This window comes from Azospirillum baldaniorum, from assembly GCF_003119195.2.
GTDB lineage: Bacteria > Pseudomonadota > Alphaproteobacteria > Azospirillales > Azospirillaceae > Azospirillum > Azospirillum baldaniorum.
Genome location: NZ_CP022255.1, coordinates 482,041 through 494,879, shown reverse-complemented (window position 1 = coordinate 494,879; position 12,839 = coordinate 482,041). Strand labels below are relative to the sequence as shown.

The 12,839-nt window shown below is 69.6% G+C and carries 11 protein-coding genes; all 11 read right to left on the bottom strand.

Translation table 11 applies throughout. From position 1 onward, the window contains the following. Positions 1-43: 43 nt before the first annotated feature. The 11 genes from Sp245p_RS24500 to Sp245p_RS24450 all read right to left on the bottom strand — a co-directional run bounded on the left by Sp245p_RS24500 (position 44) and on the right by Sp245p_RS24450 (position 12,719). The gene (locus Sp245p_RS24500) at positions 44-1,591 is read right to left on the bottom strand and encodes a PepSY-associated TM helix domain-containing protein (RefSeq protein WP_014198900.1); all 1,548 of its coding nucleotides are present in this window, start codon (positions 1,589-1,591) and stop codon (positions 44-46) included. Then, positions 1,588-1,878 carry a hypothetical protein gene (locus tag Sp245p_RS24495; protein ID WP_014198901.1) on the bottom strand — a complete coding sequence of 97 codons (291 nt, stop codon included), beginning with the start codon at positions 1,876-1,878 and terminating at the stop codon, positions 1,588-1,590. The genes Sp245p_RS24500 and Sp245p_RS24495 overlap by 4 nt, the downstream gene beginning before the upstream one ends. Beyond that, the gene (locus tag Sp245p_RS24490; protein WP_109139034.1) at positions 1,875-4,349 is read right to left on the bottom strand and encodes a TonB-dependent siderophore receptor; all 2,475 of its coding nucleotides are present in this window, start codon (positions 4,347-4,349) and stop codon (positions 1,875-1,877) included. Before Sp245p_RS24490 ends, Sp245p_RS24495 begins: the two co-directional genes overlap by 4 nt. A gap of 173 nt (positions 4,350-4,522) precedes the next feature. Continuing rightward, positions 4,523-5,563: a FecR family protein gene (locus Sp245p_RS24485; protein ID WP_109138974.1), complete on the bottom strand. Its 1,041-nt coding sequence runs from the start codon at positions 5,561-5,563 to the stop codon at positions 4,523-4,525. Positions 5,564-5,583: 20 nt separating this feature from the next. Continuing rightward, positions 5,584-6,177, bottom strand: coding sequence for an RNA polymerase sigma factor (locus Sp245p_RS24480; protein ID WP_014198904.1), 594 nt, complete (start codon positions 6,175-6,177; stop codon positions 5,584-5,586). Between the two features lie 244 nt (positions 6,178-6,421). Then, positions 6,422-7,096: a GntR family transcriptional regulator gene (locus Sp245p_RS24475; protein ID WP_014198905.1), complete on the bottom strand. Its 675-nt coding sequence runs from the start codon at positions 7,094-7,096 to the stop codon at positions 6,422-6,424. 119 nt (positions 7,097-7,215) lie between these two features. After that, complete coding sequence (locus Sp245p_RS24470; protein ID WP_014198906.1) at positions 7,216-8,499, bottom strand: TRAP transporter large permease; 1,284 nt, start codon at positions 8,497-8,499, stop codon at positions 7,216-7,218. Next, positions 8,496-9,074 (bottom strand): TRAP transporter small permease, encoded by a 579-nt coding sequence (locus tag Sp245p_RS24465; RefSeq protein WP_014198907.1) that lies wholly within the window; start codon positions 9,072-9,074, stop codon positions 8,496-8,498. The genes Sp245p_RS24470 and Sp245p_RS24465 overlap by 4 nt, the downstream gene beginning before the upstream one ends. A 32-nt stretch (positions 9,075-9,106) precedes the next feature. Further along, entirely contained in the window at positions 9,107-10,288 is a 1,182-nt protein-coding gene (locus Sp245p_RS24460; protein ID WP_014198908.1) for a mandelate racemase/muconate lactonizing enzyme family protein, read from the bottom strand. A gap of 88 nt (positions 10,289-10,376) precedes the next feature. Next, complete coding sequence (locus Sp245p_RS24455) at positions 10,377-11,396, bottom strand: TRAP transporter substrate-binding protein (protein ID WP_014198909.1); 1,020 nt, start codon at positions 11,394-11,396, stop codon at positions 10,377-10,379. Positions 11,397-11,645: 249 nt separating this feature from the next. Then, complete coding sequence (locus tag Sp245p_RS24450; protein WP_014198911.1) at positions 11,646-12,719, bottom strand: patatin-like phospholipase family protein; 1,074 nt, start codon at positions 12,717-12,719, stop codon at positions 11,646-11,648. Positions 12,720-12,839 lie beyond the last annotated feature (120 nt).

The following is a 12,839-nucleotide window of genomic DNA, read 5'->3' as shown; positions in this document are numbered from 1 at the left end:
TCAATCGCCACGCCGTCCGGCGATCATCATCCCAAGGTGAGGCTCAGAGACCACGCCGTGCCAGCGCGCCCTGTGGGTGGTCGACGCTCCGGGGTGCCGCACGGAGGCGGCGCCAAGCCAACAGCGCGAACAGGCCGCCCGTCGCCAGGGCGGTCAGGTCGATGCCGGCCACACCCCACAGCCCGCGCGCCAGCGTCACCCCGAGATGGGCGTTGCTGGTCAGGGCGTTCATCAGCGGCAGGGCGGCCCACAGCAGAGCCGCCGCCGCCAACTGCTCGCCCCAGGCGCGCTGGACGCCGCGCAGCGCCGGGTGCAGGGCCGTGAGAAACCACGCGGCGAAGAAGGCGAGGGCCTCGAAGGTCTCCCGGCCGGGCAGCCCGGCGGGCAGCAGCCGGTTGGCCCAGAAATAGGCGGCGATGGCGATGGGCAGACCGATCATCACCGCCAGATTGGCGCCGTCGGCCAGACGCAGCCCGAAGGACGGGGTCGCCTCCCGTTTGCGCCGCTTGATGATCCAGTAGACCTGTCCGGTGCCGATCATCGCGGTGCCGGCCAGCCCGCACAGGGTCATCGCCAGCCGCAGCGGCGTGTCGGCGAAGCGCATCATGTGCAGGCCATAGGCGCCGGCCCGCGTCGCGGCGGCTCCGCCCGTCCCGTCCCAGACCTCGCGCACCACGCCGGTCATGCCGTCGAACAGGATAGCTTCCGGCGTGATCACCACCCGGTCGGAGTCGGTGCGCTTGAGAAGAATGGTGGCGGCGGCGTCGCCCGGGTTGTCGATGACGATCCATCCCGGCCGCCCGCCGTCCCAGCGCCGCTCCGCCTCCGCCAGCAGCGGCGCGATGGCGGTCAGGGGGCCGGCCCGCCCCGCGGCGGCCGCCGGCGGCGGCTCGGCGTAAACGGCGGTGTTGAAGGCGGCCGGCCGGTCACCGAAGGCCGCTTGCAGGCCCCAGGGCATGTAGAGCAGCATCAGCGGCACCAGCCCGGTCACGGTGATCAGCGCGTGGTAGGGCAACACGATGATGCCCAGGGCGTTGTGGACGTCCATCCACAGCCGTGTGCGCGACCGTCCGGGGCGGAAGGCGAAGAAGTCCCAGAAGACCCGCCGGTGGATGACGAAGCCGGTGGTCAGCGCCACCAGCAGGGCCACCCCGGCGGCGCCGATCAGATAGCGTCCCACCAGGCCGGGAACGCGCAGGTCGAAGTGGAAGTAATAGAGGAAATCGCCGCCGAAGGTCGCCCGCGCCTGCAAGGGGCGCCCGTCCGCCGGCTCCAGCGCCAGCTTGCGGAAGGCGGGCTGTATCCCCGGCGGGTTGTAGACGTAGACCTGGGTCGCGGTCCGCCGCTCGTCCGGCAGCGTGATCAGCCAGCGGCGCGCCTGCGGCGCCTCGCGCCACAGGCTGGCGATCGCCGCCGCCGCGGCGTCGGGGCTGTTGGTCGCCTCGACCCGCTCGGGCTGCATCCAGCGGGTGATCTCGAAGCGGGCGTAGGCGGTGGTTCCGGTCAGGAAGACGCAGAACAGCAGCCAGCCGACCACCAGCCCGCCCCAATTGTGCAGCCACGTCATCGACAGGCGAAAACTGCCGTTCATACCCCGGTTCCCGTCATGCTTTTCAACAATGAGACCGCCGCCCAGATTGCCGCCGTCAGGCCGGCGGTCCAGGCCAGGGCGCGCCGGGCGCTGGCCGCGGCGAACACCATCACCACGGTCAGGACGCAGGGCAGCAGCGCCGCCATGGTGGCGGTCAGCACCGCCTCCGCCCGGTCCTGCACGGCCGGTAGCCCCAGGGACAGCGCCGCCGCCGTTCCCGCCGCCAGGGCGTAGCCGCCGACGACGGCGGTCACGACCCGCAGCGCGATCTCGGTCTTTCGCCTCACCAGGAGTACTTCAGCGAGCCGATCACGGTGCGGCGCAGGCCGTAATAGCAATTGGTCGCCCGCGAGCAGGCCGCGACATACTCCTTGTCGAAGAGGTTGCTGGCGTTGATCGCCGCCTGAATGCCCTGAAGCTGCGGGTTCAGATAGGACAGGTCGTAGCGCAGGGCGGCGTCGACCAGCGTGTGCGCCGGCACCTTGAAGCTGTTGGCCGGATCGCCGTAGGTGAAGCCGACGTAGCGCAGGCCGACGCCGCCGCCCAGGCCGGCCAGCGGGCCGTCCTGCACCGTGTAGTCGCCCCAGGCCGAGGCCGAATGGGTCGGCACGGCCACCGGCCGCTTGCCGCGGTCGGCGCCGTTGCTCTTCGTCACCTCGGCGTCGAGGAAGGTGTAGCTGGCCACCGCGTTCAGTCCGGCGGCGAGGCTGACGCGCGCCTCAGCCTCGAAGCCGCGCGAGCGGACCTCGCCGGTCTGGATGTTGTAGTTGGTGTGCAGCGGATCGGGCGTGGTGACGTTCTGCTGGGTGATGGTGAAGGCCGACAGGGTGAACAGGCTGCCGGAGCCCGGCGGCTCGTATTTCAGACCGGCCTCGTACTGCTGGCCGGAGGTCGGCTCGAACGGGTTGCCGAAGAAATCGCTGCCGGAGGTCGGCTCGAAGGATTCCGAATAGCTGGCGTAGGGCGCCAAGCCGTTGTCGAACAGGTAGAGCGCGCCGACGCGGCCGGTGAAGGCGTCGTCCTGCTGCGACGTCTGCCCCTGGTTCAGCCGGTTGCGCTGCTGCGTCTCGGCCCAGTCCTTGCGCCCGCCCAGCAGGACGGCGAGCCCGCCCCACTTGATCTGGTCCTGGGCGTAGACGCCGGTCTGGGTGATGCGGGTGGCGGTGCTCTGGTAGATCGGCGGGGTGGCGATCGGCAGCCCGTAGACCGGGTTGAACAGGTCGAGGTTCGGCGCCGCCGCCTGCCCGCGCAGCGTGTCGCTCCGCAGCCGCTGGTGATCGACGCCGGCCAGCACGGTATGGCGCAGCGGGCCGGTGTCGACCGTCACCTGGACCTGGTTGTCGACGGTCAGGTCGTAAGCGCGCTCGCGGGCCGAGAAGGTGGTGCGCCGCGTGGTGCGCAGGTCGGGCAGCAGGCCGGACGCGTAGACCTGCTTGAGGTCGAGGTCGTTGTGCAGGTAGCGGGCGTTCTGCCGCACCGTCCAGCGCTCGTCGAACCGGTGTTCGAACCGGTAGCCGACGCTCATGGTCTTGCGGTCCCAGGTGTTGAAGTTGGGATCGCCCGTGAAGAGCTTGGTCGGCAGCGTGCCGTTGGGGTTGGGCAGCACGGTGCCCTGGGCCGGCAGGTAGTTCAGCGGCGAATCGTCGTAATTGTCGCGTTGGTAGAGGCCGATCAGGGTCAGGCTGGTGTCGTCGGTCGGCCGGATGGTCACGGTCGGGGCGGCGGCCAGCCGGCGGCGCTCGGCGATGTCGGTCTGGGTGTCGGTGTCCAGCGCGACGCCGGCGAACCGGTAGGAGAGCCGTCCGTCGCCGGTCACGTCGCCGCCGACATCCAGCGCGGCCTGCTTGCGGCCCTGGTTTCCGGTTTGCAGCAGGATTTCATGCCGGGCGTCGGGGGAGGGCTGCTTAGTCACCATGTTGACCAGACCGCCGGGGCTGGTCTGGCCGAACAGCACCGAGGCCGGGCCCTTCAGCACCTCGACCCGCTCGAACAGGTACGGGTCGATGCCGGAGGTCAGGAAGCCGCTGCCCTTCAGCCGCAGCCCGTCGAGATATTCGTTGAAGGACACGCCGGTGGTGCCGTTGCCGCCGAAGCCGCGCACCGAGATGCCATCGCCGCCGAAGGAGGAGGAGCCGCCGTTGCGGGCGGTGGTGACGCCGGAGGTGTAGTTCAGGACGTCGGCCAGACTCCGCACCGCCTGGGCGTCCATCTGGTCGCGGGTGACGACGGAGATCGACTGCGGCGTTTCCAGGATCGGCGTGTCGGTCTTGGTGGCGGTGGCGCTCTGGCGGGCGGCGTAGCCCATGACCGGGCCGGTCGCCCGCTCGCGCGTGCCCTCGACGGTCACCGGGTCCAGCACCACCCCGCCGGTTTGCGGCCGCGACAGCACGGCGCGGCCGGGGCCGGTCATCTGGTACGACACGCCGGTGCCGGACAGCAGGCGGCGAAGCGCCTCGTCGGCGCTCATGGTGCCCGACACGCCGGGCGAGGACAGGCCGCGCGCCACCTCGGCCGGGAAGCCGACCTCCCAGCCGCTGGCCGCGCTGAAGGCGTTGAGGGCCGTCACCAGCCCCTGCGGGGCGATGTCGAAGCGCTGCCCCGCCGTTTGCCCGGAAGCCTGGGCAACCTGCCCGTCGGTCTTCGCCGGCGCTGCCAGGGCGTAGCCCCCAGCCGCCACACCGATGCCGGCCACCGCCGATGACAGCAGCGCCGCCCTCAGCAGGGCCGTCCCCCGACGCCCCCGCGCACCCCTATCCATGATCCCCGCACCCATCGTAACGCTTTCCCCATGATCGCGACGCATCGACCGGCCGGACCGCATCGCTTTTTGCAATTGCGACGCATTCCTAAGTGCCGTGCCGACCTGACGTTTGGGGATCACGGAAAGCGGAAATTTTTTTGGGGGCGTCCCGTGAGCAGAAAACCGGCGGATCAGGGGCGCGGGCGTAGGATCAGCAGGGCGTCGGACAGCCGCAAGGTCTCGGCCCGCACCAGCCCGGCCAGGGCCGTCGCCGTCCGCACCGGGTCGTCCAGCCGGTAATTCCCGGTGATCCGCCGGTCGGCAAGGGAATCGGGGACCACGATCAGGCCCGGATAATAGCGGTCCAGCTCTTCCAGAACCTCGCGCAGGGGGCGGTCCTCGAAGACCAGCCGGCCATCGACCCAGCCGAGCGCCGCGGAGAGGTCGGCGGGGTGCCCCGCGCCGACGCCCGACGCGGTGACCACCACCTCCTCGCCCGCGCGCAGGCGGACGGCGGGACCGTCGGGACGCGCCACGTCCACGGTGCCGTGGCGCACCGTCACCGTCACCCGGTCGTCCAGATAACGGACGGCGAAGGCGGTGCCGACCACGGTCACGACGGCGGAACCGGCGGAAACCCGGAAGGGGCGGGCGGGGTCGGGCGTCACCTCGAAGAAGGCGGCCCCGCGCAGCAACCGGGTCCGCCGCTCGCTGCCCACGATGTCGGTGGCCAGCGCCGTCCCGGTGTCCATCAGCACCTGCGATCCGTCGGCCAGCATCACACGCTCCTGAACGCCGGTCGCGGTGCGATGGTCAGCCTGCAGGCGCAGCGGCAGGTCGGCGGCCCAACCCAGCCCGACCGCCACCATCACCGCCGCCGCCCACGCCATTGTGCGACGTCGCACCGGATGGCTGGGCCGGGCGCGCGATCGCGTTCGGTCGCGGGCTGGCGCTCCGGCGGTGGGCCACCGGGCTGTTTCCGGCGGTTTGGGCGCCGGTGCGTGGGGTTCCGGCGCGACGTCCGGAGTTGCGGTTGCCGCCAGCGCGTCGGTCAGGAGGGGCGAGACCCACATGGCCTGCGCCAGGTCCCAGGCGCGGGCGTTGCGGGGGTCGGCGGTGCACCAGGCGGCGCAGGCTTGGCGGCACTCCTCGTCCGCGTCCTCCGCCTGCAGACGGATGAACCAGTCGAGCGCCTGCTCCAGCGGCAGGGAAGGGTCGGTGTCGTCAGGCATGGGACCCGCGTGTGGTGCCGTCACGGTCTTTCACCTTGTAAGACGTTCGAGCCGGCGGAAACCCGCAACCCTTCACGAACAGGCCGGCCTTCACGATCAAGCCGGGCAAAAATCTCCAGGCACGCGAGCAGGGCGGTCTTCAGGTCCTTCTGCACCGTGCTGACCGAGACGTCGAGCCGTTCGGCGATCTGCGCGTGGGACAAACCCTCCATCCGGTTCAGCAGAAGGATGCGGCGCTGCCGCTCGCTCAAAGCCGCCAACGCGGTCTCCATGCGGGCCAGCCGCTGGCGGTCGCCGGCCTCGGTTTCCGGGGAGGGCAGGGGGGCGGCGACCGCCTCCATGCCTTCGGCGGTGATGTCCTGAGTCACGACGACGGCGTTCCGGCGCTCCCGCCGCAAATGGTCGAGGGCCAGATTGCGCGCCGTCTGGAACAGGAAGGGCGCCGGATACTCCACCGGCCGGTCGCGTTCCGCCGCCCGCACCTTGAGATAGGCCTCCTGTGCCAGATCCTCGGCGGTGGCGGCGCTGCCGACCATGCGGGACAACAGCCGGACAAGCGCCCCCCGGTGTCCGATGAAAACGGCGTCGAGCGTCGGCTTGGCGGCGTCAACCATGCGCCACCAAGCGAGGAACCGGTGCGTTCGTGCGATGCTGATCGGGCATGGCCAGCCCCGTTCCTCCACAGACAACCGGCTTGGCCACGCCATGGCCGGTGCATGGCGGCGCACTATAGTTAGAATGCGTATCATTCGCAATGATCGGCGGCTTTGCCGACCCCCGTCCGTGCCCGGTCCGCCGGGATGACCGCAACAGGGGTGGACTTGCGGTCCTCATCCCGGCCAGCGGCGCTGCCATCGCCTATGGGCGACCCTCCATGGCTTTCAACGTGCGGTCGCGGGTGGCGATCAGGTGGTCGCGCATCGCCGCCGCCGCGGCCTCGGCGTCCTTGGCGCGCAGCGCTTTGCAGATGGCGATGTGTTCCTCCAGCGAGGGGTCGAAGGCGTTCGGCACCTTCTCGATCACCGCGTTCCGGCACCAAGCCACCGAATCCCGCAGCGTCGCCATGATGCGGGCCAGCCGCTGGTTCGGGCAGTGGGCGAGCACGAAGTCGTGGATGACCTCGTCCACCTCCTGCAGGCGGGCCTGCCGCTCCTCCTCCGGGGCGGGCCGGCCGGCGGCGATGTAGGCTTCGGTCATCGCCTCCACCTCCGCCTCCGGAGCGTGGGGGGTGGCCAGCTCCGTCACCAGCGGCTCCAGGGCGATGCGGAGCTGGAACACCTCCATCAGGGCGTTGCGGTCGATCTCCGCCACGAAGATGCCGCGCCGCGGGTAGATGTGGACCAGCCCGTCCGCCTCCAGCCGCTTGGCGGCGTCGCGCAGCGGCGTGATGCTGATGTTCCACAGGGCCTTGTATTGGTCCAGCATCAGCCGCGACCCCGGCGCCAGCCGGCCGGAGATGATCTCGCTCCTCAACCGCTCGGTGACCTGCTCGCCGATGGAGGCCGTGTCGAGGGGACCGCTGCCGTCGAGCATGGAAGACCGTTCCTCAGTGAATCGCCGCAGACGGAGGCGCCGCGTCAGGTCCGACATTTTAACACCGCGCCTCCCCCGCCTTCAAACCCGCCTTCACGTCCTTGGGGCATCGGGGGCCGTCACCGCGCCGTGAACCAGGCCAGCGGCGCCATCACCAGCTCCGGGAACAGCACCAGCAGGAACAGCACGGCGGTCTGCGCCAGCAGGAAGGGGCCGACGCCCTTCATCAGGTTCGACATCGACATGCGTCCGACGCCGCAGACCACGTTCAGCACCGTGCCGACCGGCGGGGTGATCAGGCCGATGGCGTTGTTCATGATGAAGAGGACACCGAAATAGACCGGGTCGATGCCGGCCTGCTTGATGATCGGCATCAGCACCGGGACCATCAGCAGGATGGTCGGCGCGAAGTCCAGCGCGGTGCCGACGATCAGAACGATGACCATCAGCGCGAGCATCAGCAGCAGCCGGTTGTCCATCACCGGGGCCAGCAGATCGGCGAGCTGGGCCGGGATGTTGGACGCGGTGATCAGCCAGGCGGAGATGCCCGCCGCCGCCACCAGGAACATCACCACCGCCGTCGTCTTCGCCGCCGACAGCATCAGCCCGTACAGGTCGGCGATCCTCAGCTCGCGGTAGATGACCAGCCCGACGAACATGGCGTAGACCGCGGCGACCACCGCCGCTTCGGTCGGCGTGAAGACGCCGGTCTTCAGCCCGCCGATGATGACCACCGGAAGCAGCATCGCCCAGAAGGCGTCGGCGGTCAGCCGCAGCCGCTCGCGCAGCGGCACCTTGGGCGGCGTGGTCAGGATCTCGCGGCGGGCCAGCCACCACCAGGTGATCAGAAGCGCCACACCCATCATGATTCCCGGCACGATGCCGGCCAGGAACAGCTTGGTGATCGAGACCTGCCCGGCGACGCCGTACAGGATCATGCCGATCGACGGCGGAATGACCGGCGCGATGATGCCGCCCGCCGCGATCAGCCCGCCGGAGCGGTGGATGTCGTAGCCCGCCTGCCGCATCATCGGCAGCAGGATGGACGCCAGGGCCGCCGTGTCCGCCACCGCCGAGCCGGAGAGCGAGGCCATCAGGATCGCCGCGAACACCGCGACGAATCCCAGCCCGCCGCGCAGGTGGCCGACCCAGGCCATCGCCATGGCGATGATGCGCCGCGACATGCCGCCGGCGTTCATGAACTCGCCGGCCAGCATGAAGAAGGGCACGGCGAGCAGCGGGAAGCTGTTGGCGCCGTCCCACATGCTCTGAACGACGATCTGGGGGTCGAGCATCCCCATGAAGGCCATCAGAGCGAGGCCGGAGACGATCAGCGCGAAGGCGATGGGCAGCCCCAGCGCCATCGCGCCCAGCAGGCTGCCGACGAAGATGACAATGGTCACGGCGCCGTTTCCTTCAGCGTGTTTGGGCTCGCGAGCGGGCCTGGGCCTTTCAGCCGGTTCGGGTCCACCTCACCCATGCCCTCCTCCTCGACCTGGATCAGCTCGTCGTCGCCGACCTTGCCGAGCGCCAGCCGGACGAGGTTCACGATGCACATCAGCCCGATCACCCCGCCGGTCAGATAGGTGACGCCGAAGACCCAGATCATCGACAGGCCGGTCACCGGGGCGTGGTTCGTCGCGTTCAGATCGTGCTGGAGCAGCGTGCCCTGGACGATGACCGCGCAGCAGACCAGCATGATGACCTGATTGATCGCCCAGCAGACCTTCTTGCCGGCGCGCGGCAGCAGACGGACCAGCGCGTCCACGCCGAAATGCGCCCCTTCACGGAAGCCGATCACGGCGCCGATGAAGGTCATCCACACGAACAGGAAGCGCGGAAGCTCCTCCGACACGTCGATGCCGCTGTTGAAGACGGCGCGCAGCACGACGTTGCCGAACACCATGACCAGCATCGCGGCGATGCACACCACCAGGATGCCGTCGAGGATTCTGAAGAAGAGGGTGCCGTTCCACATCACGGATCTCCGGCGGGACGTCTCCAACCCGGTCACGCGCTGCGCGACCGCACGGTGTAGCGGGCGAGCTGGTCGGGATCGACCTCCACACCCAGCCCCGCCCCGCCGGGCAGGGCGAGGCACCCGTCCACCAGCGTGAAATTGTCGATCAGCAGGTCGTCGCGCAGCGGGTTGTGGGTGCGGTCGAACTCCACCATCGGCTCGTTCTGCAACGGCACGCCGAGCGCCGTGTAGGGAACCAGGGGCGCCGTCGCCAGCGCCTGGAGCGCCGCGGCGAGCGCGATACCGGACCCCCAGATGTGCGGGACGGTCATCACGCCGTGGGCGGTGGTCAGCGCCAGGATCTTCTGCCACTCGGTGAAGCCGCCGGCGCAGCACAGGTCCGGCTGGGCGATGTCGATGCAGCCCCCGGCCAGCAGTTCGCGGAAGCCGTAGCGGGTGTATTCGCACTCGCCGCCCGCGATGGGCACGTCGATGGAATCGCGCACGCGGCGGTAGCCCTGGCGGTCTTCCGGCGGCACCGGCTCCTCGAACCAGCGGACGTCGAACCGCTCAAGCGCCCGCCCGATCCGGATGGCGCCCGCCGTGTTGTAGGCGTGGTTGGCGTCGACCATGATCAGGGTATCGGGTCCCAGCACGTCGCGGACCAGCGCCACCCGCTCGATGTCCTGGGCGATCGGCAGCAGGCCGATCTTGATCTTGATCGCCGGCAGCCCGGCCTCGCGGTAGCGCTGCGCCTCCTCGGCCAGCGCCGCCATCATGCGCGGCGTGTCGCGGAAATAGTCCGGGTAGTAGCAGCCGGTGCCGTAGGCCGCGACCTTGTCGCGGAAGGCGCCGCCCATCAGCGCGTGCACCGGCCGGTTCAGCGACTTGCCCCACAGGTCCCACAGCGCGATGTCGATGGCGCTCAGCGCCTCGATGTAGGTGCCCTTCTGGCCGAAGTCGCGGCAGAAGGAATAGAGATCCTCGAAGACCCGCACCGGCTGGTCGGCGCGGCGGCCGATCAGCCGGGGGGCCAGCACGTCGATGATGCAGCTTTCCGGCGGCTCCGCCGGGCCGTACTGCCCGCCTTCGCCCCAGCCGACCAGACCGTCGTCGGTGGTGATGCGGACCAGCAGGCTGTTGCGCTCCGGGAAAGCCGCCTGGGAGGAATAGAAGGTCTTCGCGTTCAGCGGAGTCTTCAGGACGAAGGTGTCGATCTTTTTGATGAGCATCGGGGTTCCCACGGGGAGATCGGGCGTCGGGCGGGCGCACGGTCCCACGGGCGGACTCGCGGCCCGCCCGCGGGGCACGGGACGTGCGTTACGGGTTGGCCTTGCGGAGCTGGCCGAGTTCGGATTGCAGCAGGGTCATCGTCTCGGCGCCGATGGTCGCGGCGTGCTTCTCGTAGACCGGCGCCACCTTCTGGAGCATGCGCTTGCGCTCCTCGGCGGACAGCTCGTTCACCTGCATGCCGAGGTCCTTCAGGCGGGCCAGCGACTTCTCCGACTGCTCGCGGTTCACCCGGCGTTCCTCGGTGCGGGCCACCGCGGCGCAGGACTGGAGCACGTCCCGCTCGGCCGACGACAGGCCGTCCCAGATCTTCTTGGAGTAGAGGATCACCGCCGGCGTGTAGGCGTGGTTGGTGACCGACAGGTACTTCTGCGCCTCGTAGAACTTGCCGGTCTCGATGTTGGCGTAGGGGTTCTCCTGCCCGTCGACCGCGCGGGTCTCCAGCGCCGTGAACAGCTCGCTGAAGGCCATGGGGACGGCGTTGGCGCCCAGCGTGGAGAAGGTGTCCATGAACACCGGATTCTGCATCACGCGGATCTTGGTGCCGCCCAGATCCTCCCATTTCTGGATGGGCCGGCGGGAGTTGGTGAGGTTGCGGAACCCGTTCTCCCAATAAGCGAGATTGACCAGCCCGACGCCCTGGAGCTTTTCGGACAGCTGCTGGCCGACGGCGCCGTCGAGGATGCGGTCGGCCTCCGTCTCGTTCTCGAACAGGAAGGGCAGGTCGAAGACGCCCATGGCCGGCACCAGCGAGGCGAGCGGCGAGGTGGAGGCCACCACCATGTCCAGAGAGCCGCCGCGCACGAGCTGCACGGCCTGCATGTCGCTGCCCAGCGCGGCGTTCCAGAAGCTCTGGATCTTCATCTTGCCGCCGGACTTCTCGGCCGCGCAGGCGGTCAGCGCCGAAACCCCGGCGGCGAAGGGGTGGTCCTGAGCGACGGCGGCCGAGAGGCGCATGGTGCGCTCCGCGGTCTGCGCCTTGGCCGGGGCCGCGGCGAACAGCGCCGCCACGGCAACCGTCAGGATGATGGAGAATTTATCGACGTTCATAGGGGCGTTCCTCCGATCCGCATTTTTCAGGGTCACGGTTCTGTGCCGGACCCAAAAGGTTGATGACGCGCACAATGCCTGATGCATCAGGCATTAGCAAGGCCGTTCGCGTGCGAAATCGAACCGCCCCGTTGTCGACGGGGGAGTGGTCGGTGCGGCCACGGCACATCGGCGCCGCTGCGTGGCGTTGGGACGATCAAGGCAGGTGGTGAGCGTTCTCTTGCGGCGCGGTGCCGTCTCGATCCGGCGTCAGGGCGCCGCGCCGCCTTCCGCCGCGCCGCCTTCCGCTGCACCGCCTTCCGCTGCGGCGAGCGCCGCCTCCGAGGCCACCGCGGCGTACCGGAAGCGGCGGGCGTCTTTCCTGGCGCCGGCCAGCAGGGCCAAGCCGCTGTCCATATCCCGCCGGCCAGCGGCCCAGCGGTCCGCGATGGACGATGGCGAGAAGTCGAAACCCTTGGCCGCAAGCTCGTGGCTCGCCGCCTGATAGGCCATGTGGATCAGCGTGGCGGCCGCTCCCTCCGGCTCGATCCTCTCGCGCAAGGCGAACTCCCGCTGCAGCGCCTGCACGCTCCGGCGGGCGTGGCTGGCGAACAGCAGGTCGTTGGTGCGCTCCAGAATGGCGTCCAGCGAGGCCGGCCGGGCGCTGCGCAAGCTGAAAAGCTCGACCGCGAAGCAGAGGATGTCCTGGTCGAGCGGTTCCATGAAGGGCAGGTCGAGCGGCAGATTGTTGGTGTAGCCGGGATCGCAGAACAGGCGGCCATCGATCTCCACCGGCGGAAAGGCCGGGGTGATGGCGGCGCTCGCCATGATGTGTTCGGGCCGGATCTCGTCCCGGCTGCTGTCGAAGTAAACCTCGTCTCCGGTTTCGATGTCGATGCAGCCGGCGGAAAAGCGGACCTCGGCGCGGTTGAGCAGGTCGAAGTCGATCAGGCGTTCAAGGGTGTCCCGCAACGGCGACTGATCGTAGAGCGCCACGTCGTTGGGCACCCAGGGGAGCACCGACCACAAGCCGGGGAAGCGGTGCCGGAAGATGCTCGGCCGTCCGAAGAGCGTGGCCATGACGGCATGGGCGCCGTTGTAGACCTGCCGGGCTTTCGCATGGCTGTGGGGCAGCAGCCCGGAGGTGTGGAGGGTCGCCTCCCGCCAGAACTGGCGAAGGCGTTCGAGGCGCCGCTCGGGGGGATTCCCGGCCAGGATCGCTCCGGTGATCGCGCCGATGGAGGCGCCGATGATCCAGTCCGGCTGGACGTCACGGCTGTGCAGCTGTTCGTAGGCTCCGGCGTGATAGGCACCGAGCGCGTTGCCACCGCCCAGGACGAGCACGATCCGGGGCCCTTCCTGGCGGAGGCGGGATGGCGGCGCCTCGACGGCGCTCGGTCCTGGCCCGGAAACCGCGGATCGAGACATCAGCATCACCCTCCCGTTGGCTGTTTGCGGTCTTCA

What these genes read in the sequence shown, in the direction of transcription:
- Sp245p_RS24500 (WP_014198900.1), bottom strand. Translation starts at nt 1,591, where the DNA reads ATGAACGGCAGTTTTCGCCTGTCGATGACGTGGCTGCACAATTGGGGC.
- Sp245p_RS24490 (WP_109139034.1), bottom strand. Translation starts at nt 4,349, where the DNA reads ATGGATAGGGGTGCGCGGGGGCGTCGGGGGACGGCCCTGCTGAGGGCG.
- Sp245p_RS24485 (WP_109138974.1), bottom strand. Translation starts at nt 5,563, where the DNA reads ATGCCTGACGACACCGACCCTTCCCTGCCGCTGGAGCAGGCGCTCGAC.
- Sp245p_RS24480 (WP_014198904.1), bottom strand. Translation starts at nt 6,177, where the DNA reads ATGGTTGACGCCGCCAAGCCGACGCTCGACGCCGTTTTCATCGGACAC.
- Sp245p_RS24475 (WP_014198905.1), bottom strand. Translation starts at nt 7,096, where the DNA reads ATGCTCGACGGCAGCGGTCCCCTCGACACGGCCTCCATCGGCGAGCAG.
- Sp245p_RS24465 (WP_014198907.1), bottom strand. Translation starts at nt 9,074, where the DNA reads ATGTGGAACGGCACCCTCTTCTTCAGAATCCTCGACGGCATCCTGGTG.
- Sp245p_RS24460 (WP_014198908.1), bottom strand. Translation starts at nt 10,288, where the DNA reads ATGCTCATCAAAAAGATCGACACCTTCGTCCTGAAGACTCCGCTGAAC.
- Sp245p_RS24455 (WP_014198909.1), bottom strand. Translation starts at nt 11,396, where the DNA reads ATGAACGTCGATAAATTCTCCATCATCCTGACGGTTGCCGTGGCGGCG.